At 72.7% G+C, this 21,180-nt stretch carries 16 protein-coding genes; 9 read left to right on the top strand and 7 right to left on the bottom strand.

From position 1 onward, the window contains the following. Positions 1-146: 146 nt before the first annotated feature. Both ACIPSA_RS20260 and ACIPSA_RS20255 read right to left on the bottom strand, forming a co-directional pair. Positions 147-1,478, bottom strand: a complete 1,332-nt coding sequence (locus ACIPSA_RS20260) for an extracellular solute-binding protein (protein WP_402636645.1) — start codon at positions 1,476-1,478, stop codon at positions 147-149. 274 nt (positions 1,479-1,752) lie between these two features. Further along, entirely contained in the window at positions 1,753-2,895 is a 1,143-nt protein-coding gene (locus ACIPSA_RS20255; protein WP_402636642.1) for an ROK family protein, read from the bottom strand. 303 nt (positions 2,896-3,198) lie between these two features. Between ACIPSA_RS20255 and ACIPSA_RS20250 the strand changes: the two genes are divergently transcribed. The 6 genes from ACIPSA_RS20250 (at position 3,199) to ACIPSA_RS20225 (ending at position 12,332) form a co-directional block, all read left to right on the top strand. Further along, entirely contained in the window at positions 3,199-4,107 is a 909-nt protein-coding gene (locus ACIPSA_RS20250; RefSeq protein ID WP_402636639.1) for an N-acetylglucosamine kinase, read from the top strand. Positions 4,108-4,305: 198 nt separating this feature from the next. Continuing rightward, entirely contained in the window at positions 4,306-6,240 is a 1,935-nt protein-coding gene (locus ACIPSA_RS20245; RefSeq protein ID WP_402636635.1) for a phosphatase PAP2 family protein, read from the top strand. Positions 6,241-6,332: 92 nt separating this feature from the next. Beyond that, positions 6,333-8,048 carry an ArnT family glycosyltransferase gene (locus ACIPSA_RS20240; RefSeq protein WP_402636632.1) on the top strand — a complete coding sequence of 572 codons (1,716 nt, stop codon included), beginning with the start codon at positions 6,333-6,335 and terminating at the stop codon, positions 8,046-8,048. Between the two features lie 76 nt (positions 8,049-8,124). Continuing rightward, the gene (locus ACIPSA_RS20235) at positions 8,125-9,048 is read left to right on the top strand and encodes a MurR/RpiR family transcriptional regulator (protein WP_402636629.1); all 924 of its coding nucleotides are present in this window, start codon (positions 8,125-8,127) and stop codon (positions 9,046-9,048) included. 401 nt (positions 9,049-9,449) lie between these two features. Further along, positions 9,450-9,830, top strand: a complete 381-nt coding sequence (locus ACIPSA_RS20230; RefSeq protein ID WP_402636626.1) for a hypothetical protein — start codon at positions 9,450-9,452, stop codon at positions 9,828-9,830. Between the two features lie 84 nt (positions 9,831-9,914). Further along, entirely contained in the window at positions 9,915-12,332 is a 2,418-nt protein-coding gene (locus ACIPSA_RS20225; protein ID WP_402636623.1) for a SpoIIE family protein phosphatase, read from the top strand. 304 nt (positions 12,333-12,636) lie between these two features. On the opposite strand, the gene ACIPSA_RS20220 is transcribed toward ACIPSA_RS20225, so the two are convergent. Both ACIPSA_RS20220 and ACIPSA_RS20215 read right to left on the bottom strand, forming a co-directional pair. Then, a complete protein-coding gene (locus ACIPSA_RS20220; protein WP_402636620.1) occupies positions 12,637-13,317 on the bottom strand; it encodes a peptidoglycan-binding protein in 681 nt (226 codons plus the stop codon). A 97-nt stretch (positions 13,318-13,414) separates the two neighbouring features. Continuing rightward, a complete protein-coding gene (locus tag ACIPSA_RS20215) occupies positions 13,415-14,242 on the bottom strand; it encodes a hypothetical protein (RefSeq protein WP_402636617.1) in 828 nt (275 codons plus the stop codon). Between the two features lie 156 nt (positions 14,243-14,398). Here ACIPSA_RS20215 and ACIPSA_RS20210 point away from each other — a divergent pair, with 156 nt between their 5' ends. From ACIPSA_RS20210 to ACIPSA_RS20200, 3 genes are all read left to right on the top strand, one after another. Further along, positions 14,399-15,181, top strand: coding sequence for a TetR family transcriptional regulator (locus tag ACIPSA_RS20210; RefSeq protein WP_402636614.1), 783 nt, complete (start codon positions 14,399-14,401; stop codon positions 15,179-15,181). A 143-nt stretch (positions 15,182-15,324) separates the two neighbouring features. Further along, positions 15,325-15,738, top strand: coding sequence for a Zn-ribbon domain-containing OB-fold protein (locus tag ACIPSA_RS20205; RefSeq protein WP_402636611.1), 414 nt, complete (start codon positions 15,325-15,327; stop codon positions 15,736-15,738). 153 nt (positions 15,739-15,891) lie between these two features. Then, on the top strand, positions 15,892-18,690 hold the full coding sequence (locus ACIPSA_RS20200) for a hypothetical protein (RefSeq protein ID WP_402636608.1): 2,799 nt from the start codon (positions 15,892-15,894) through the stop codon (positions 18,688-18,690). 90 nt (positions 18,691-18,780) lie between these two features. On the opposite strand, the gene ACIPSA_RS20195 is transcribed toward ACIPSA_RS20200, so the two are convergent. The 3 genes from ACIPSA_RS20195 to ACIPSA_RS20185 are packed head-to-tail and all read right to left on the bottom strand — an operon-like array spanning position 18,781 to position 21,169. Then, positions 18,781-19,173, bottom strand: coding sequence for a PPOX class F420-dependent oxidoreductase (locus ACIPSA_RS20195; RefSeq protein WP_402636605.1), 393 nt, complete (start codon positions 19,171-19,173; stop codon positions 18,781-18,783). Positions 19,174-19,183: 10 nt separating this feature from the next. Next, a complete protein-coding gene (locus ACIPSA_RS20190) occupies positions 19,184-19,942 on the bottom strand; it encodes a type 1 glutamine amidotransferase domain-containing protein (protein WP_402636602.1) in 759 nt (252 codons plus the stop codon). Between the two features lie 48 nt (positions 19,943-19,990). Then, entirely contained in the window at positions 19,991-21,169 is a 1,179-nt protein-coding gene (locus ACIPSA_RS20185; RefSeq protein ID WP_402636600.1) for a MalY/PatB family protein, read from the bottom strand. Between the last annotated feature and the right edge of the window lie 11 nt (positions 21,170-21,180).

Genomic DNA, 21,180 nt, shown 5'->3' with positions numbered 1-21,180 from the left:
GGCGCCCCGGCGGGGGGGGTTTTTTCAAACCTGCCTCCCCGGGGGGGGGGGTCGGTTTTGGGTGGGGCCCCCCCCCCCCCCCCCGGCCGCGGGGGGGCCCGGGGGGGGGGGGGGGGTGCCCCCCCCCCCCCCCCCCGCCCTGTGGCCTACGATCCGCCGCCGACCTGCTGGTTGTAGCCGGCCACGATGTTCTCCAGAGCCTTGTCGGCCGACTGCTGGCCGTTGATCGCCTTGCCCAGCTCCGTCTTGGTCGGGTCCTCGGTGAGGCTCTTGCCCTTCAGCACCCAGTTCGTCTGCGCGCCGTTGAAGTAACCCGAGATCGGGGCGTAGAGCGGGATCTCCTCGTTGTACAGCTTGAACGCCGCCTGCGCCGCGTCGGAGGTGAAGGGGTACTTCGGGGTCAGACCGCTCTCGACCGGCAGGAATCCGGACGCCTCACACAGCTCCTGGTAGTGGGCCGGCGTGTAGACCCAGGACAGGAACTTCTTCGCGGCGGTGGACGCGGCGCCGTTGTTGTTGAAGCCCACCATCATGCCGCCGCTGTTGACGTCACTGGCCTGCACCGGCTGGGCGGGGGTCGGGACGCTCGCCCAGTCGAACTTCTTGATGCTGTCCGCGAAGGAGGCAACCTGCCAGACGCCGGACCAGTAGGCGACCACGTCACCGCTCTGGAACATGGCCGACGGGTCGGCGCCGCTGGTCCACACCGACTTCGGCATGGTCTTGTCGTCGTTCAGTCCGACGAAGTACTTCACGGCCTTCTTGGTCGCGGCGTCCACCGAGAACTTGCCGGAGGAGTCCGCGTGGACGTACTGCCCGCCGAGTTCGTACACCATGGCGCGCAGCCGGGACGGCGACTGGTCGAACGTCAGGGAGTACTTGGCGCCGGTCTTCTCCCGGACCTTGTTCGCCGCCTTGATGAAGTCGGTCCAGGTCCAGGTCTTCTGGGGCGAGGTCGGGAAGGAGACGCCGGCCTTCTTGAACAGCGTCTCGTTGATGTACAGGCCGGACGCGGTGACGTCCGAGGGGATGGACAGCACCTTCCCGGACGAGTCCTTGGCGAGGAAGTTGGCGTTGATGTTGTTGCTCTTGTTGTTGGCGATGGAGCTGAGGTCGATCAGCTTGCTCGACCAGATCGGGTCAAGGGCCGGCACGTCGGCAACATCCGGCAGCGAGTTCGCCTGTGCGGCGTTGTGCAGCTTCGTCGGGTAGCCGTCGTAGGGGATGTTGACGAGCTTGACGTTGACGCCGGCTTCCTTCTTGTACTGCGCCACAAGCTTCTTCCAGCCCGCGTCCTGCCCCGGAACCGTGGAGATCCAGAACGTCAGCGACTTCGCGGTCCCCCCGCCCGAGCCGGACCCCGACCCGCAGGCGGAGAGCAGCAGGGCTCCTGCCGAGGCCACGGCAGCGAGAGGAAGCAGGCGGCGCATACCGCCGCGGCCGAGTCGGCGGGAGCGCCGCACACCCACAGTGGTCATCTTCAATCCCTTTTCGTCGTAGCGGAAGAAGCACGGCGCCAGCCGAGGCGGCACGGGTGCATTTTGCGGGAGATTGCGTTTTCCGGGGGCGCGGCCTCGCCCGGCCGCGTCGCCTTGACGGGTGGGGTCCCCGGCCATGAGGGCCGTCGTCGCACAAGCACGCCCTCGTGCGGCTGCCGTACTTCGCGTACGGGCGGGAGGCTCACCCAGAGTCGGCGTCCCGGCCGACGTAGAAAGCGCTTGTCCGGACATTGGCAGACCGAGTCCGAGGCCGTCAATCCTTCGTCCACTCGGCCTCGGTCACGGTTTGGACTCCCCGGGCGACGGCGAGCCGGGCGGCGCCCACGACGGTACCGAGGTCCCCGACCGTGCTGCTCACCACCTCGGTGGGCCAGCTCAGCCGTTCCAGTTCGGCCCGTACTCCGGGCAGGAGCTGCGGGTCCGCGCCGGTGCTGCCCCCGAGCACGATCAGTCCCGGGTCCAGCACGGCGACCACGGCGGCGGCGAGCCGGCCGATGTCCGCGGCATGACGGCCGACGACGGCGCGGGCCGTGGCCCGGCCCGTCCCGGCGAGGGCGAAGAGCCGCTCGGCGGTGTTCGGGCGCGGCCCGTCGGTGTCCTGCCAGGCCTCCGCGGCCCGGCGCAGCAGGGAGCGTGCGCCGATGTACTGCTCCAGGGCCTCCTGGCGCGGCTCACGGTTCTCGTCCCAGGGATAGGGCAGCCGGGCCAGCTCTCCGGCGGCACCGTTCGCCCCGCGCAGCACCTGGCCCCCGACGACGATGCCGAGGCCGATGCCCACGCCGATCCGCAGGTAGCCGAAGGTGTGACGGCCGCGGGCGGCGCCCTCGTGCAACTCCGCGAGCGCGGCGCAGTTGACGTTGTTCTCGAGGTGGACGGGAACGCCCGGCGGCAGCGCGACGGCCATGGCGTCGAAGACGGGGCCGGCCTTGGCGGTCGCGGGGCGCACTCGGGTGCCCCGCTCCTGCCGGGTGACGTCGCCGACGGCGACGACGATGGTGCGCAGCGGGGCGTCGGCGGGCAGCGCGTCGAGGGCCTCGCGTACGACATCGGCCGCGTCCGCCCGGGAGCCGGTGGCCTGGGCGAGCAGGGTGCCGTCCAGGGCGCAGCCGCGCACCCGGGTGAGGGCGGGACCGAGGTCGACGGCGAGCACGGCTCCGGCGGCCGGTCCGAGCCGGTAGACGGCGGCGGTACGGCCCGTGCCGCTGGAGGCGGTGCCGGAATGGGCGGCGAGCCGGGCGCTCTCCAGTTCCGAGACGGCGGAGGACACCGTCGGCTTGGACAGCCCCGCGAGGCTCGCGAGCTGTGGCCGGGTCGCGCTGCCCGCCTGGGCCAGCACGGCGAACACCGTGTTCGCGCTCTCGGTCAGGCGGGGGGCGTCCGCCAGGTCGTGTTCCACAGTTCCCCCACACGGGTCGAGGGCCGCGTTCCCAGGTCGATCGGCTCGGGGATGCGGCGATGGGTTGCCCTGAGATGGCGCGTTCCCGCCCCGCGGCGGCCCGGTCGGGGGCGTTCCGGTGGTCGGGTACGTGCTGACTCTTGACGCACCATACTTCGTTAGTTAGTTTCCTAACGAACTTCACGGTACTCGCCTGCCGTGCTCCGTCAGAGGCCCGTCCCGGGGCTTCCCTAGTTCTCGCCCTCCTCTGTCCAGACACGGTTCGCCCGCCGTCGCGGCCACTGCAACGACGAAAGAGGATCCGTGCAGGACGCACCCCCTTCGTGCCCTGTCGTAGTCGGTATCGACGTGGGCGGCACCAAGACCCATCTCCGCGCGATGGCCGGGGACGACATGGTCGCCGACCACATCCGTACGAGCAGCGGCTGGCGGCCGCACGACCCCGGGGCCGCGGCCGGCTGGCTGGCCGCGCTCGTCCGCGACGCGCTGCCCGCGGGCACCCGCCCCTCCGCCCTCGCCGTCGGCGGGCACGCCTGCGAGACCCCCCGCCAGTGCGCGGAGATCCGTACCGCACTGCGGGACCTCCTCGACGTGCCCGCCACGGTCGTGGGCGACGCCGAACTCCTCGTCCCCGCGGCCGGCCTGGACAAGGGCGTCGGCCTGGTCGCCGGCACCGGCTCGGTGGCCGTGGGCCGGCGCGCCGACGGCACTCCCCTGCAGGTCGGCGGCTGGGGCGCGGTCCTCGGGGACGAGGGCGGCGCGGCCGGACTGGTCCGTGAGGCCGCGCGGGCCGTCTGGGCCGCCCACGACCTCGGGGATGCTCCGGACGCGCTGGCGGCGGGGCTTCTCACCGCGTTCGGCGTGGCCGAAGTCCCGGCGCTCGGCGCGGCGTTGGAGAGCGCCACCGACGTCTCCGCACAGTGGGGCCGGCACGCCCCGGTCCTCTTCGCCGCCGCCGAGGCGGGCTCGCTCCTCGCCCGCGACGTGATCGCCGCCGGGGGCCGTTCCCTCGCGGCACTCGTCGTGCGGCTGGCCGAACGCGGTGTCGCCGTCGACGACGTGGTGGTCGCGGGCAGCACCGTCCTCACCCAGCCGCGCCTGTACGACGCCTTCACCGCCGCGCTCGCCGCGGCCCTGCCGGGCACCTGGCCACAGCCCCTGCAAGTGCCGCCGGTGGAGGGCGCGTTGGCACTGGCACGTGCGTTTCTGTGAACCACGCGGGCCCCGTTCACGCGCGGGACACGTCCCGGCCGCCGTGCCCTGGTCATCGGGTCACCAACCGGCCCTAGATATTCGCTCGTTCACCTTCTTTCCCACGGGACCGACAAAAGCCGAACAGCATCACCCGTCCCGTCGTCCACGTGGATCGCCCCCGGCCGTACGGCCGAAGAACTCAAGAGAGGCACACTCATGCCGTCACCCGCCGGGCACCGCTCTGACTCGTCGGCCCGTGGACCCGCCGTGAACCGGCGCGGTTTCCTCAAGACCTCGTTCGGCGCGTCGGCCGGGGTGCTGGCGGCCCCGGCCTTCGTCACGTGGCTGGCCGCAGCCGACGCGAAGGCCGCGACCGCCGCCGCCGCGTTCGTCGACGACTACCGGACGAACGTCATCGCGAACCAGACGCCGGAGACCAACGCGGTGGTCCGCATCCTCGGCGGCTTCGCCCAGGTGTGGAAGACCGGATCCGCCTGGAACACCGGCACTCCGCTGCGGCCCGAGGTGCTGCGCGCCAACATGCGCTACTGCGCCCGGATCACGACGGAGCGCACGGACGCCGAGGCGAAGGAGGCGTTCGTCCACGACCGGCAGCACCAGAGCTACGCGATGATCGCGGGCCTCGGCCCGCTCGCCGACCTGTACAAGTCGGGTGCCCAGGCGGTCACGTCCATCACGAGCGCCCCCGACGGCACGCCCGCGACCACGATCAGCGACGCGGTACCGGCCGGCGCCCCCGCGGGCTCGGCGCTCGGCGCGGGCTCGCACGACTCCGCGCTGGGCAAGGTCGCCGAGCTGGTCGACACCGTGCGCGGCCCCTACGCCTCCGGCAACCCCGCCAAGTACGCCTACCAGTACCCGCGTCCATGGCGCATGAACGAGGACAGCGAGGTCGTCGACACCGGGAAGACCGACGCGCTCGGGTACCCGGTGTACGAGTCGGACGTGGTGGTCGCCCCGCAGCTGCTGCGCCAGCGCGGCACGTCCCCCACCGACGACGGCGGCTTCCCCAGCGGGCACACCAACGCGTTCCACCTGGCGGGACTGGCGTACGCGTACGCGGTCCCCGAGCGCTTCCAGGAGCTGGTGACCCGCGCCCTGGAACTCAGCCACACCCGGATCGTGGCCGGTATGCACAACACCGTCGACGTCATCGGCGGCCGCGTGATGGCCACGGCCCTGGCCGCCGCGACCCTCGCCGACCCGGCGAACGCCGGCCTCAAGGCGGCGGCGCGGGCGCAGGCCCTCGCCTACTTCCAGCAGCAGACGGGGACGACCGCCGACACGCTGTACGCCTACGCGCACTCGGCCGGCCCGGACACCGACCCGTACGCCGACCGCGAGGCCAACGCCGAGGCCGCCACGCCCCGGCTGACGTACGTCCTGACCCGGCACGGCCGCGACCTGCCGCTGACCGTGCCCAAGGGCGCGGAGGTGCTGCTGGAGACGCGGCTGCCGTACCTGGACGCGGCGCAGCGGCGCGAGGTGCTGCGCACCACCGGGCTGCCCTCCGGATACGTGCTGCTCGACGGCGTGGAGCAGTGGGGCCGCCTCAACCTCTTCGCGGCGGCGGACGGTTACGGCGCCTTCGACTCCGACGTCACGGTCACGCTGGACACGGCCGCCGGGGGCTTCGCCGCGGCCGACAGCTGGCGCAACGACATCGACGGGTGCGGCGGTCTGACGAAGCGGGGCACCGGCACGCTGACGCTGACCGGCCGCAACCGGTACACGGGCGGGACCGTGCTCGCGGCGGGCACGCTGGTGGCCGGCTCGGAGGACTCGCTGGGCCACGGTGACGTGCGAGTCCCGGGCGGGACGCTGCGGGTGGACGAGCGCGTGCGCGTGCGGGGGGTCTACACCCAGGACTCCGGCACGCTGGAGCTCACGCTGCGCTCCGGCCGCAAGGCGCCGCTCGTGGTGAAGCACCGGGCGGTGCTGGGGCGGGGCGCCGTTCTGTCGCTGCGGCTCGACACGGAACGCCCACCGGTGGCGGGCAGCACGCTGCCGGTCGTGGACGTCCCTCTGCTGCGCGGCCAGTTCGACCGCGTGGAGGTGAACTCCGACCAGCTCCGGGCCGTACCCGTGTATACGGCAGAGGGTCTGTCGGTACGACTCGTGAGGCGGTGACCCGCCTGGTGGCGGGAGCGGTGCGACAGTAGGGCCATGACGCGGCTCCTGATCGCTCCCGCCACCACACGGCGGCTGTCACCGCAGGGCGGATGATGGCGCGGGAACAGCAACCGGTCCTCGATCCCGAGGTCCGCGACGGCAGTGGACACCAGGCGGAGCGCGCGAGCACATCCGTACGTCTGTACGAGGGCCTGCGGCGCCGCCGACGGTGGCTGGTGCCGCTCCTCGTGGTGCTGCTGCTCACCCAGATGGCCGTGGCGATGGTGACCGCCGCGGCGCAGCAGACGCCGACGGTCGACGAACCGGTGTACGTCGCCACGGCCACCGACTATCTGCACGAGCACCGCCTGCGCTACAACCCCGAGCACCCGCCGCTCGGCAAGCTCGTGATCATGGCGGGGGTGGCGGTCGCCGATCCGCACTACGACGCCTCGTTCCCCGGCAGCCAGGGCCAGGTGGGGCAGCATCTGCTGTACGAGTCCGGGAACGACCCGTGGCGGGTGATGCTGTGGGCCCGTCTCCCCATGATCGCGCTGACGCTGCTGTTCGGGCTGGTCGTCCTCGCCTTCGCGCGGGAGGTCGCCGGTACGGCGGCCGGGCTGACGGCGCTGGCCCTGTACGCCCTCTCCCCCGACGTCATCGCCCACGGCTCGCTGGCCACACTGGACGTGCCGACGGCGGGGTTCGTGCTGACGTCGGCATGGCTGGTGTGGCGGGCCCGGCGCAGGCCACGTCTGTACCTGCCGCTCGCCGGGGCGGCGCTCGGGGCGGCGGTGGCGACCAAGATGAGCGCACTGCCCGCGATTCCGGTGCTGATGGTCCTCGCCCTCGTGTCCGTGTGGCACGCCCGCCGTCCGCAGGGGCGTGCCGAGCGCCGCAGGACCCTGCTGCTCGGGCTCGCGGGCGCGGGCGTGGTGGCGCTGGCCGCGATCGCCGTCGTCTGGGTGACGTATCTCGTGGTGGACCCGCGGCTGCGGTTCACGCCCGCCGAGGCCGTGCCCGCCGTGCACGGACTGCGTGCGCGCCTGGTCGAGCTGCTGCCCTTCCCGCGGGCGTTCCGGGCCGGGATGCGCGTGCAGTTCGGTCTGGAGAACTACCCGTGGCAGGGCTATCTGTTCGGCCGGCTCTACACGGGCTCGCTCTGGTACTACCTGCCGGCCGCCCTGCTGGTGAAGACCCCGCTGGGCATGCTCGCGCTGTGGGCGGCGGGCGCCGTCGCGGTCGTCGCGGTACGGCGGCTGCGGCCGGCCGCTCCGTACGTGCTGCTCCCGCCCGCCGTGCTGCTGGCGGCGGCGATGACCGGGTCGCGGGACTTCGGCACCCGGTACGCGGTGTTCGTGCCGATGTTCCTGGCGGTCGGGGGAGCCTGTGTCCTAGCGGTGCGGTGGCGGTGGGGGCGCGCGGTGACGGGGGCCCTTGTGCTGTTCGTCGCCGTCAGTTCGCTGCGGACGTACCCGTATTACCTGCCGTACTCCAACGAGGCGTTCGGCGGACCGGCCAAGACCCATCTGCGGCTGCACGACTCCAACGTGGACTGGGGCCAGGACCTGGGCCGTCTCGCCGACCGGCTGGAGCAGCGGTACCGGGGCGAGCGGATCTGGCTCGTGTACAAGGGCAGCGGGGTCCCGTCGTACTACGGCGTCCACGCGTCCGATCCGCGCAAGGTGCCGGAGGGTGACGTGCACGGCCTGCTGGTCGTGTCGGACTCCTGGGTCGCCAAGGCGCGCGGAAAACTAGCCGAATTGATCAAGAGCAGTCGCCCGATCGACGAGGTCGGTCATTCGATCACCATCTATCGGCGCTGACCCCCTCGCACACCCCCTGGTCACCACGGTCCGTGGGCTATGTTGAGATTTCGTGGGAGACAAAGGAGGCGCACCGGTGTCATCGCCGCAGCAGGCACGCGCACAGGCGTCCGCGATCACCTCGGGCAAGACCGTTCCGGAGGCGACAGCTGCACCGACCTCCCAGCTCAGGGAGCTCTTCGACGGACCGCGGCTGTCCCCGGGCCAGCGCCGTATCGCCCAGTACCTGATCGAGCACATCACCGAGGCCGCGTTCCTGTCGATCACCGACCTCGCCGACCGGGTCGGCGTCAGCCAGCCGTCGGTGACCCGGTTCGCCACCGCGGTCGGCTTCAGCGGTTACCCCGCGCTCCGGGAGAAGCTCCAGTCGATCGCGCTGCGCGCCCTCGCCGGCGGTCCCAGCGCGGCCGACGAGGACCGCAGCAACGAACTCCAGGCGGCCGTGGACGCCGAGATCCAGAACCTGGAGAACCTCCGGCGGGACTTCGCCGACCCCGACCGTGTCATCTGGCTCGGCCGTGAGCTGTCGCAGTCGACCCCGCTGACCGTGCTGGGGCTGCGCATCTCCGTGTCGCTGGCCGAGTACTTCGCCTACGCCGCCCGCCGTATCCACCCCGACGTGAGACTGGTGACCCGGGGCGGCAGCGTGGCCTACGACGCGCTGCTGCAGTCCCGCGAGGCCGGCGGCACCTGGGTACTGGCGTTCGGTATGCCGCGGCACGCCCAGGAGACGCTGACCGCGATCCGGGTCGCGCGCGGCGCGGGCCTGCGGGTCGCCCTGATCACCGACCTGGCGCTCGGCCCGCTGGCCGACGAGGCCGACGTCACCTTCACCACCGGCACCGGCTCCCGCCTGGTCTTCGACTCCTACGCGGCGCCCGGCGTGATGTCCGCCGCGCTGCTCCAGGCCATGACCGACGCCGACCCGGAGCGCACCCAGGCCCGCCTGGAGGACTACGAACAGGTCGCCGAGCAGCACCAGTTCTTCCTGAAGGACTGAAGACGGTCCGGCCGCCACCGACCGGCGGTCACCCCCACCTTCCGGCCACACGGCTACGTACGGGGATCATTCAACTCAAATCGCGCATGAATGTTTTCATACGTCTTGCAAAGCGGACGGCATATATAAATACTGCTCACGGATCGCACCGCCCCTAGAAAGCCGACGGACCGCCCATGCGCACGCAGCACCACCCGCCGTGCGGGCACCTGACGCCCGGGGCCCCAGTACGGACACTCCGAGCCGCCGTCCCCTACCCACGTCGGCGCGCGGGGTGTTCGGTCGGGCGTCGCCTGCGCGGCACGCCCGTGGTGGCGGCCCCGGTTCTCCCCTAGACCGGGGCCGCCCCCCAATCCGTCGGACCACCCCTCACGACGCCGCACACCGCACACCCGGAAGCGATGATCATGACCCTGACGACCACGCGGATCAGCTCGGACTGGCCCTGCCAGGTCAAGACGCCCGGCAGCTACGACTGGGAGCGCTCGGCGGCCAAGTGGCTGCGCGAGCTGGTGCCGGCCCGCTACGCCAGCTATCCGGCGTTCATCCGCCACCCCGTACTGCTCGCCCGGCACGCGCAGATCCAGGTCCAGCACGAGATCCGGGTCGCGCGGACGGCGCTGCAGACCGCACGGGCCGAGCTGCCCGTGCTGGGTCTGCCCGAGTCGGTCATCGAGCACACGATCAAGCTGTACGCGGCCGAGGTCATGCAGCTGCAGCACATCGCACGCAGTGTCCGGGCGGTCACCGAGGCCCTGGTCGGCCACAGCACCGGACGCTGACCCGGCCGGGTCGCCCGCCCACCGGGAGATTCCGGGGGCGGCCGAGGCGCGATCGGAGGGACTCACCTGTGCCATGCTCGACGCGTGACGAGCGAGCCCGCACCACCCGCGGAGAGCGGCACCGCCCCCGATCTGACGGCGCTGTCCAAGGTCGTGGCCAGGCAGCGCGCGGAGCTGGACCGACTGCGGGAGCTGGCGGCGGCGTCGGCCGTGCTGGAGCGGGCCAAGGGTGCGCTGATGGCCCTGACGGGCTGCACCCCGGACGCCGCGCACCAGGAACTCGTCGAGCGCGCCGGCACCGGGAACCGCACCCTCATCGAAGAGTGCTGGCTCACGCTCGGCGCCCTGATACCACCCCTGGACCTGGCCGCCGACGCTGCGGACTCCGCCGCGCGGGCGACCGCCGCCGGGTCCGGTCCCGTCCGGTCCGCGGGGACCGCCTCCTGGGACGCTCCGGCCGCCGGGCCCCATGACGACTCCGAGGTGCTCGCCCGGCTGGGCAAGGCCCTGATCCGCGTCGACTCGCCGCGGGAACTCGCCGAGTGTCTGCTGGAACGCCTCGGCCCCGACGTGGGCGCCGACGCCTTGATGCTCTACGGCCAGCGGCCCGACGGCGGACTCGAACTCGTCGGGCACGCCGGCATCGACGAGACCCTCGCGGCCCAGTGGGGCCAGGTGCCGCCGCTGAGCGGAGTCGCCGCGCTGGAGGCGCTGCGGGCCCGGGAGCCGCGCTGGCTGGAGGACTTCGCCGCGGACGACGCGCGCTACCTGCTGATCGGGGACCGGCCCGAGCGGTGGCGGTCGCGTGCCTGGCTGCCCGTGCCGACGGGCACCGACAGCGCCGTGGCGTTGGGCGTCCTGCGCCGGCACGCCTATCCCTTCACTCCGCGCGAACGGGAACTCCTGCAGGCAGCCGCCCGGCTCTGCGCCGGCCGGCTGCGGGCCCTCGACGCGGCGCAGGAAGACACCTCCGTAAGTGTCGCCGACGCGGTGCGGGCGGTGTTCGACGCCCTCCCGGGCGCGGCCGTCCTGCTCAGCCCGGTGCGCACCACGTCGGGCGAGGTGGAGGACTACCGAATAGACGCCGCGACCCCACAGGCGGTCGACGTCCTCGGCCGGACCGGACGCGAGCTGGTCGGCATGCACATTCTCGAGTGCTATCCGTCGGTCGCGGGCGAGCCGCTGTGGCAGGGGTACTTGAAGGTGCTCGCCGGCGGAGAACCGTACGAGGGCGAGCCGTTCGCGTATCACGAGACCGTGGACGGGGTGCCGGAGACCGCCACGTACTCGGTGCGGGCGACACGGCTGGGCGACGGACTTCTGGTCACCTGGATCCGGCACAACCCCTCGGTCCGGCAGGAGCGGCGGCTCGCGGACGTGCAGCGGCTGGGCAGCCTCGGCTGGGCGACCTGGAACCTGGTCACCCACGAGGTGACCTGGTCCCCCCAGGTCTACGCCCTCCTGGACCGGGACCCCGCACGCGGCCCCGTCCGCCTGCGGCAACTGCCGGATCTCGTACTGCCCGAGGACGCACCTGCGCTGTCCCATGCCGTCACCGAACTCGTCAGCGCGGGGCAGCAGTTCGACGTCCCGTTCCGGATCAGGTGCGGATCCGGCGTGCGGCACCTGCGGGCCGTCGCGGAGACGGTGGCGGACCCGGACGGCACACCCGTCGAGGTGCACGGCTTCGTGCAGGACCTCACCGCGCTGCGCAACGCCGAGCTCGCGCTGGTGGAGAGCGAGCGGGCCGTCCTCCTGCAGCGCGGGGTCCTCCAGGCCGAACGGGCCATGGCCACCCGGCTGCAGCACGCCCTGCTGCCCCTGCCGAGGGAACCCGTACGGCTGGCCGGGCTGCGGGTCGAAGTCGCCTACCTGCCCGCCCAGTCGGAGATCCATGTCGGCGGCGACTGGTTCAGCGCCATCGAACTGCCGGGCGAGGACGCGCTGTTCGTGATCGGCGACGTGGCGGGCCACGGCATCGACGCCGTCGCCACCATGGCCCAGCTGCGCTTCACCGCGAAGGGCATGGTCAGCACGGGGTCCTCGCTGACCGGCGCGCTCGCGCGGCTCAACTCGCTGCTGCTGCACTCCCGGGACAGCAACACCACCGCCACCCTCGTCCTCGCCCGGTACGAACCCGAGGGGCGCCGGCTGGAGTGGGCCCAGGCGGGTCATCCGCCGCCGCTGCTCGTACGCCGGGACGAGGCCCGCTACCTCGACCGGCCCGACGGCATCCTGCTCGGGGCGAGCACCTCGCCGGCGTTCGGGTCCGCGGAATGCCGCCTGGAACCCGGGGACCGGCTGCTGATGTACACCGACGGCCTGGTCGAGCGGCCCGGCGAGAGCATCGACGCGGGCCTCGCACGGCTCGCCGGAGCCGCGCTCACCCACGACACGCAACGGCCCGGCTCCCTGGAGGCGCTGCTCGCCGCGATGCTGAAGGGCGAGCGGCGTGACGACGTGTGCGTCCTGGACATCCGGGTGCCGCCGGAGGAGGCGTAGGCCCGGTCAGGGCGGTCAGTCCTCGTCGCGGTGCCGCCAGTACCAGCACAGGCCCACGACCAGGGCCAGCAGGAAGACGGCGGGCAGCACGAGGCCCGGGATGCGGGAGCCGCTCATCGGGACGCCTTAGGGTCAGGGCGGCGGGACGCCGTCACGGTGAGCTGCCCATGCTGAAGCAGGAACAGCCTTCCGTCCTCGCGGTTTTCCCGAGACGTTGCCCGGCGTTCGAGCCCCGGGCGGCTCATGTCATTCCGGAGGGTGACGAGGAGCGACGCCTTGTACGTAGCCGCCGTTCCCCCGGCCGTCAGCCGTCGTCGAGGCTCGTGCGGGACTCCAGCGACTGGCGGGTGTCGTTGCCGTAGACCCCGGTCTCGTCGCCCCGGATGCCGTACCAGAGCTGGAAGCGGGCCACGGCCGCGGTGAGGACCGCGTCGTAGCGGCCGTCGGTGGAGCCGTCGCGGTAGACGTCGGGGATGCGCAGCAGGCGTTGCTGGAGTTCTGTGACCTGGGGGCCGCTGTCGCCCTCGCGCAGGGTGCCGACGCCGTCCGGGTCAGTGGTGGCGCCGGTGGTGGCGACGGCGCTGGGCGTGGCGGGGGCGGTGGTGGGCGGGGTGGAGGGCTGGGCTGCCGTGGCGGCGTCTCCCCGGCCGGGCAGCAGCAGGGCGCAGCCGAAGCCGACCAGTGCGGCCGCGGTCACGGCGACGACGACGGTGGCCCGGCGCAGCCCCGAGCCGAAACCGAAGCGGCCGCCGGACGGTGTGGCGCGCGCTGCGCCGGTGATGGGCGGCAGCTCGCTGGTCTCGTCCTCGGAGCCGTTCTGCCACCGTGGCGGCGCGACGGCCTCGTAGCCGTCCGTGCCCTCCGTGTCCGGCCGCATCTCGCGCATGAGCTCCGCGAGCGCGTCGAAGCGACGGAGGCGCAGGACACGGACGGGTTCCAGGACCGGGCCCCCGTGCGGCTGTTCAGGGTCGGGCGGTGTCGACACGCTGCTCTCCTTCCGCGATCCCCGTGCAGAGATACGGGAGCGGCGGCCCGCCGGTTCAGCGATGGGCCGGGCCGGCTCAGCAGCGGGCCGGGCCGGCTCAGCCCCGGACGAAGCGGTGCAGGGACCTGGTCATGGCGGTGACGAAGGACTCCCTGGCCTCGTCCGTGAGGGCGTCCAGGGAGAGGTACGGGTTGAGGTCCTCCAGCTCGACCAGCAGGAGACCGCCGTCCGGGGCGCGGCAGGCGTCGACGCGCTGGATCCCGTGCTCGATGCCGTTCCAGTCGATGAAGCGCCGGGCGAACTCCAGGTCCTCGGGGGCCGGCTCGTAGGGCTCCAGCCGCCAGCGCCGGTCGGGGTCCGGCGCGTACAGGGCGTACTGGAAGTCGTGGTCGACGAAGTAGAACGACACCTCGTACGCGAAGTCGACGCACGGCTGGACGAGCACGGTCCCGTCGGCCATCGCGGGCAGCCGGTCGGCGGAGACGATCTCCAGGCCGATCGAGTCGGCGCCGAGCTTCGGCTTGACGACATAGCGTTCGGCGGCCGGCAGCCGGTGCAGGTCCTCGGCACGGTCCACGGTGGGGATGACGGGGAAGCCCGCCTCGCTCAGGTCGAGCAGGTACTGCTTGCCGGCCATGTCCGCCCGGCCGGTGAGCTGGTTGTACACCCGTGCGCCGCTGTCGAGGGCGCGGGCGCGGAAGGCCGCGTACTCCTGCTGGTACGAATGGACCGGACCGCTGTTGCGGACGACGACGGCGTCGAACCCGTCCATGAGCGCGGCCGCCGCCGTCGGATGGCACAGCGCCAGGTCGAAGTGGGCGTGGAGCCGGGAGGTGAGGAAGATGTCCTCGTCGCAGTAGCGGCGCCCGCGGGCCTGGTACGCCAGGTCGGTGACGTAGAGGACGCGGGGACGGGCGGCGGGCATGCGGGATCTCCTCGGGCGGCTGGACGTGCGCACAGGGTACGTCGGGGCGCGGGCGGCTCCCGTCGGGCGGTGCGCCCCGGTACCGGAAAGCACTCAGTTCCCTCTTGGGACTGCACTGAGTGCCATGTCCCTTGGCCGGGTGCTACGTTCACGTTCATGAGCTCCAGCAGCGCGGCGCCGTCCGCGAAGCCGCCCATGCGGGACGCCCTGGTCGCGGCGGCCTTCCAGCTGTTCCTGGAACGCGGCTACGAACAGACCACCGTCGACGACATCGTGGCGCTCGCCGGAGTGGGACGGCGCTCGTTCTTCCGTTACTTCCCTTCCAAGGAGGACGTGGTCTTCCCCGACCACGAGCGCTGCCTGGCCGACATGACCGCGTTCCTGGCGGCGAGCGACAAGGAGCACGAGCCGGTACGACGGGTCTGCGACGCGGCCCGGCTGGTGCTGCGGATGTACGCCGAGAACCCCACCTTCTCGGTGCAGCGCTACCGGCTCACCAAGCAGGTGCCGGGGCTGCGCGCGTACGAGCTGTCCGTGGTGTGGCGCTACGAGCGCGCTCTCGCCGAGTACCTTCGCGGGCGCTTCGCCGGGCGGCCCGACGGGAATCTCCGGGCGGACGTGATCGCGGCCGCGGTGGTCGCGGCACACAACAACGCGCTCCGCTCCTGGCTGCGTTCGGACGGCGAGGGCGACGCCGGTGCCACGGTGGACCACGCGCTCGCCTATGTACAGTCCGCCTTCGGCCGGCCCGGCGCGCCGCCGCCCGCCGAGCGGCGTCGCGAGTACCCGGAGCGGGCGGAGCAGCCCGAGGTGTCCTGGCAGCCCGAGGGGTCCGGGCACCCGGAGGACGTGGTCGTTCTCGTCTCCCGACGCGGGGCCCCGCTGTGGCGCATGGTGCAGGAGATCGAGTCCACACTCGGCCGCGACCGCCGCGACTGAAAGTCTGGGTACGGAGTGCCTTTACGAGTGGCACTGAGTGCCATACTCTGTGGGCGTGCACGGTGGCACGGTGAGCCGCGCACGTGCGTGCCCGGCTGACATCGGCACGCGGCATTCCGGCCGACCGCAGGGAGTTGACCAGCGTGTACCACCACTCAGGGAGCGCCGTTCGTCCGGCGGCCGGCTCCGCGACGGGCGTTCTCGACTCCGGGTCCGTCGCCAAGGACGCCATCGTCTACCAGCGCTGCGCCTGGTGCGGCACAGCCATGTACCACCGGCTGCTGTGTCCGGTGTGCCAGGGCAGCGAGCTGCGTACGGAGCGCAGCGAGGGCACCGGCACGGTCCGGCACTCCACCGTGGTGCACCGCAACACGCCCGCCGCGCGCAACGTGTCACTGATCGAGATGGCCGAGGGATTCGTCGTACGGGGCCGGGTCATGGGTCCGCCGGTGGGCATACACAGCGGGGACCGCGTCCGCTTGTCCACGGCCAAGGATCCGGTGCGCGGCGAGCCGGTCTTCCAGCTGCTCGACGAGCCGTACCGCGCCTGGACCTGACGACCGGCCAACGACCCCTCCGATCTCGGCCATCGTCCACGATCACCACCTCTCCACAAGCAACCCACAGCCTCTCCTTCCCGTCCTCCGGGGCGCGAGGGACCCCCGGGACGGCCGGGGTGTCCGAACTCGCGGTTTCGAGGAGGGGAAACAGTGGTCCGTGCCCGGCGAATATGGGTCACCGCCGCCGCGGTGCTCGCGGTGGCGGGAGGATCCTCGGGGTGGTCGGCGCAGGCTCAACCATCGCCTGACGCAAAGCCGTTGGCAGCCGTGTCCGACGGGAGCCTCCCACCCGGCTGGCGGATCGGCGGGAAGCCCACGGCACCCGAGTTGACGTGGCGGTCCGCCGCCCCGGTGCCCATGGGAGACGCGCGGGTCGAATTCCGCGCCGGGGGGCGGCTGTTGGGGATCCCGGCGCCCGGGAAGGACGAGCACACGTTCCGCCTCGGCCTCGACGGCGTCCGGCCGGCCGATCTGAAGAGTCTCGAAGTGTGGTCCGGCGGGCGAAGACTTGACGCCTCCGGCACCGATGGGTCCAAGGGCGACGAGGGCGACAAGGGCAACAAGGGTGTCCGGCCGGCGGCGCGGCCCCCGGCCCCGCTGCCCGCCAACTCCGTGGACCCCGGCAAGCCGGGCTCGTACCGCACGGTGACCGGCGAGTACAACCTCAAGTCCGTGCGCCTGCCCGGGTTCTCCGCACCGGTCGAGATGCGCGCCGTGGTGGTGGCGCCCACCGGAGCCACCGGCCGACGCCCGCTCGCGCTGTTCCTGCACGGCCGCCACTACACCTGCTACGCCCCGCACGGCGAGATCACCGGCGACTGGCCCTGCAAGACGGGCAGCAAGCCGGTGCCGAGCCACCGCGGCTATCTGCGCGACCAGAAACTCCTGGCCTCCCAGGGCTATGTGACGGTGTCGATCTCGGCCAACGGCATCAACGGCCAGGACTTCGCCGCCGAGGACGGCGGAGCGCAGGCCCGTTCGTCACTGGTGCGGCTCCACCTGGCCCAGTGGGCCGACTGGGCCGAACACCCCGGCACGGCACCGGCGATCGTAAGGAACGCGCCGCGCGCCGACCTGTCCCGCGTCCTGCTCATCGGGCACTCCCGGGGCGGCGAGGGCGTGAGCCGGGCCGCGCTGGACAGCCTGTACCCGCCGCCGGCCGACCAGGACGGCTACCACGGCCCGGTGCGCTGGCACATCAGCGGCACCGTCCTCATCGGCCCCACGGTCTTCGGCCAGAACCCGGTGCCCGACGTGCCGTCGATGACGATCCTGCCGGGCTGCGACGGCGACGTCTCCGACCTGCAGGGCGAGGTGTACGTCGACGGCACCCGCGCGGTCAGCCGTGGCACCGCCCTGCACAGCGCCGTCTACGTCATCGGCGCCAACCACAACTTCTTCAACACCGAGTGGACGCCGGGGCAGGCACAGGCCCCCGCCGAGGACGACTTCTGGGACGACTCGCACCACCCGGACCCGGTGTGCGCCAAGCGTGCCGCCACCCGGCTGACCGCCGACCAGCAGCACAAGGCCGGCTCCACGTACATCGCGGCCGCCGCCCGGCTGTTCCTCGCCGGGGACGACCGGGTGCGTCCGCTGCTCGACGGTTCGGGACGGCGGGCCCCGTCGGCGGATCCCGCCCGTGTCCTGAGCCACGCGGTCGGCGCGAACCGCGGTGCCGGCTTCCTGCCGGACGGCAAGGTGACCGTGACCGGCGCCGGCGCGCGGCTGTGCTCCGCGGTGGATCCCAGCCCGTCCGTCGCCTGCCTGGGCCGCGGTGCCAAGGGGGCCTCGCCGCACTTCGCGATGTGGTCGACGGAGAAGGAGGCCGGGCGGCACGCGATCGCGCTGCGCTGGACCTCCGCCGGTTCCGCCGTGCGGGTGCGCACGGCCGGCCCCGTCACTCTCGGTGGCGCCAAGGCACTGGCTCTGCGGGTGTTCGTGCCGCCGAACTCCACGGGGACCCGGCTGGACGTGTCCGTCACGGACACCTCCGGCCACCGGGCGCCCCTCGGCCGGGTGCGTGTCGACGGGCTGCCGGGCAGCGAGCGGACCGCGTCGTACTGGGCGCGCGAGGTGCGTGTGCCGCTGACCGCCGCCGGCCGCGCCGGGCTCGACCTGCGCCACATCAAGTCCCTTGAGTTGACGCCGCGTTCACGGTCGGGACAGGCCTGGCTCATGGACGCCTGGGGCTGGCGCCCCGGCACTCCGGCGGTACGGGCGGCCGCGCTGCCGCGCGTCGACGTCGGCCGTACCACGGTGGACGAGGGCGACTCGGGTGTCCGCACCTACCAGGTGCCGGTCCAGGTGTCCGGGCAGGGCAGCGGACAGGTGCGGGTGTATGTCGTCGACCCGGTCACCGGCACGGCCAAGGACCGCCTTGTCACGGTGCGGCCCGGCGGCCACGACATCGACGTGCCGATCAAGGTCAAGGGCGACACGCGTTACGGCAACGACGTGCAGTACGACGTCCTGGTGAAGGCGGTCCACGGCGCGGTCGTCGGCTCCTACCTGGGCGGGATCACCGTGCGCAACGACGACCCGGCGCCGAAGATCACCGTGACCCCGCTCGCCGGCCGGGTGACCGAGGGCAAGACGCTGAAGTGGCGGCTGTCGCTGTCCGAGACCGCCGACATCGACCTCTCGGCGGCGTTCGCCGCGGTCCCGGTCACCGGTCAGGAGCTGTCCACCAAGGACGTGGACCCGCACTGGTTCCAGGAGACCACCGGGGCCTCGCCCGACCCGGAACGCCCCCTGTCCAAGACGGGCATCTACCTGTGGGTGAACGTCCCGGCGGGCAAGACCAGCGCGGACGTCACCGTCCCCACGGTCACGGACCGGGTCGACGAGCCCGAGGAGTCCGTACGTTTCCAGCAGACCAGTGACGAGACCGGCGCGCCGCTGCCCGACGGGCTGGTGCTGGACGGCACGGTGCTGGACGCGTCCTAGTACCACCGTTGCAGTACCAGGGGCCGGCGACCCGCTGCCCCGCCCTGGGGGAGCCTCGGCTCCCCCAGGGCGTCAGGGTCGTCACCGCGTTCAGGGCGTCAGGGTCACCCGGATTCCGACCGTGCCGTCCAGCCCGTTGCGCAGCCGGCTGCCGAACAGCGTGAGGCGGCCGAGGATGCCGTACTTGCGGGCGACGAGGTCGCGGTAGTGGTCGGTCGTGGCCGCGTCGACGATCTCGGCGGTGGCGGGGACCTGGTCGCCGGTCGGATTGCCGCGCGCGTCGCAGGGCCCGACGAGGACGTCGGCGCGGCGGCGGATCCGCTTCACCTTGTAGGACTTGGTGGCCGTCCAGACGCCGAGCGCGTCTGCGTCCCGTACCACCCAGACCGGGGTCGGGACCGGGGTGCCGTCCTTGCGGTAACTGGTGACCAGCAGGTACTTGCCCGTTGCGAGCCGGTCCAGCGACGTGTGGGTGTCGTCCATGCCCGGCAGTCTAGGCGGAGGTCCGCCGTCCGAGGAGTTCGAGGTAGCGGCGGGCGAAGAGGTAGGCGTCTCCCGGCCAGCGTGCCGACAGATAGGTGCCGTCCTGGACGACGAACGCGTGGGTGTCGTCGCTCGCGGTGCCGCGCCGGCTGAGCACCCTGGGTCCTCGTTCGAACCGCGCGTCCGGGTCCGCGAGCGCGGACCGCACCTCGTCCTCGACGTAGGCCGGATAGGTGCGGTAGTAGCGGCCGAGGCGCCAGGCGGTGGACAGATAGGCGGCGCGTTCCATGTACTTGGGCAGGCAGGTCGTACGGCGGTCGGCCAGAACGCTGCGGCCGGTCTCCGGGTCCCGGGCACGGGCCAGGACGAGCACCCCGTGGCAGATGGCGCCGACGGGCCTGCCCAGCGCCCAGAACCGGGCGACCTGCCGCTGGAGTTCGGCCGAGCCGAGGTACTGCCGCATCCCGGGCGCGTGACCGCCCGGCAGCAGCAGCCCGTCGAAGTCGTCCACCGGGACATCCGCCCAGGCGGCCGTGGCCGTGAACTCCGGCGCCGCGGTGAGCTGCTCGTACCACCGTTTGGGCTCGTCCGCCGCGCCGAGCTGCCCGAAGAGCACTCCGGTGAGCAGCCGGGGATCGGCCGCGGGCCGGGTCCCGGCGCGTTCGGTGGCGAGGACCACCTCGTGGCCCGCGTCGGTGAGCAGCCGCCAGGGCACGGCCACCTCGGTCACGTCGAAGTCCCGGTCGGGGACCGGCATCAGCACGCGCATGGGCCCATCATGGCAGCCGGGTCGTGGTCCGCGTCCGGGCGCCCCCGTTCACCGCAGAGCGGCCGCCATCCTGCGCACGGCCTCCGTGATCAGCTCCGGCGACGTGGCCAGATTCAGGCGTACGTGCCCGGCTCCGCCGGAGCCGAACGGGATTCCGGAATTGAGGGCCACCCGGCCGCGCTCTAGGAAGACCTCGGCCGGGTCGTCCCCGAGACCGAGGGCACGGCAGTCGAGCCAGGCCAGGTAGGTGGCCTCCGACGGCCGGTACCGGACGGCGGGCAGGCGGTCGGCCAGCAGGGCGGCGAGGAGCAGCCGGTTGTCGTCGAGCCCGGCCAGCAGGGCGTCCAGCCAGCCGCCGGCGTCGGTCAGCGCGGCGGTGTGGGCGATGACGCCGACGTGACTGGGGCCGTGGCTGACCTCCTCGGGCAGCCGGGCCAGGTCGGCTGCCGCCGCGGGCCCGGCGATCGCGACCGCGGCCTTCAGACCGGCCAGGTTCCAGGCCTTCGACGCCGACATCAGCGACAGGCCGCTCTCGCCGCCCGGCACGCTCAGATACGGCACGAAGGCGGTACCGGCGGCGACCAGCGGGGCGTGGATCTCGTCGGCCACGACCCGGACGCCGTACCGTTCGGCGAGGGCGGCCACGGCAGTCAGCTCGTCGGCGGTGTGCACGGTGCCGGTCGGGTTGTGCGGGCTGCACAGCAGGAAAGCGGCCCGCCCGCCCCCGGCGACGGCCCGCCGGAACGCCTCCTCCAGCACGCCGAGGTCGATGCGCAGGTCCGCGCCCAGAGGCGCCTCCAGGACCTGCCGGTCCATGTGCTCGACGAACTGGAAGAACGGCGGGTACACCGGCGAGTTGACGACCACCGGATCCCCGGGCCCGGTGACCAGCCTGAGCATCTCGACGACGCCCAGCATCACGTCGGGCACGATCGCGCTGCGCTCCGCGGCGAGCCCGTCCCAGCCCCACCGCTTGGCGGCGAAGGCGGTCAGCGCCTCGGCGTAGGCGGTGCCCGCCGGGTAACCGGTGTCGCCGAGTTCCAGCGCGTGCGTGACCGCACGGACGACGGGTGCGGCGAGGGGCACGTCCATCTCCGCCACCCACAGCGGCAGCACGTCCTCGGGGTAGGTGCGCCATTTCATGCTCGTACGGCGTCGCAGGCGGCCGAGGGTCAGTGCGCGCAGCGGATTCGGCTCACCTGTCGTCTCGTGCGGGATGCTGGTCATGGGGCTCAAGA

The organism is Streptomyces sp. NPDC086549 (genome assembly GCF_044746205.1).
Lineage (GTDB): Bacteria > Actinomycetota > Actinomycetes > Streptomycetales > Streptomycetaceae > Streptomyces.
This window is presented reverse-complemented; position numbering and strand designations above follow the sequence as displayed.

What these genes read in the sequence shown, in the direction of transcription:
- ACIPSA_RS20260 (WP_402636645.1), bottom strand. Translation starts at nt 1,478, where the DNA reads ATGACCACTGTGGGTGTGCGGCGCTCCCGCCGACTCGGCCGCGGCGGT.
- ACIPSA_RS20245 (WP_402636635.1), top strand. Translation starts at nt 4,306, where the DNA reads ATGCCGTCACCCGCCGGGCACCGCTCTGACTCGTCGGCCCGTGGACCC.
- ACIPSA_RS20240 (WP_402636632.1), top strand. Translation starts at nt 6,333, where the DNA reads ATGATGGCGCGGGAACAGCAACCGGTCCTCGATCCCGAGGTCCGCGAC.
- ACIPSA_RS20230 (WP_402636626.1), top strand. Translation starts at nt 9,450, where the DNA reads ATGATCATGACCCTGACGACCACGCGGATCAGCTCGGACTGGCCCTGC.
- ACIPSA_RS20215 (WP_402636617.1), bottom strand. Translation starts at nt 14,242, where the DNA reads ATGCCCGCCGCCCGTCCCCGCGTCCTCTACGTCACCGACCTGGCGTAC.
- ACIPSA_RS20210 (WP_402636614.1), top strand. Translation starts at nt 14,399, where the DNA reads ATGAGCTCCAGCAGCGCGGCGCCGTCCGCGAAGCCGCCCATGCGGGAC.
- ACIPSA_RS20195 (WP_402636605.1), bottom strand. Translation starts at nt 19,173, where the DNA reads ATGGACGACACCCACACGTCGCTGGACCGGCTCGCAACGGGCAAGTAC.
- ACIPSA_RS20190 (WP_402636602.1), bottom strand. Translation starts at nt 19,942, where the DNA reads ATGCGCGTGCTGATGCCGGTCCCCGACCGGGACTTCGACGTGACCGAG.
- ACIPSA_RS20185 (WP_402636600.1), bottom strand. Translation starts at nt 21,169, where the DNA reads ATGACCAGCATCCCGCACGAGACGACAGGTGAGCCGAATCCGCTGCGC.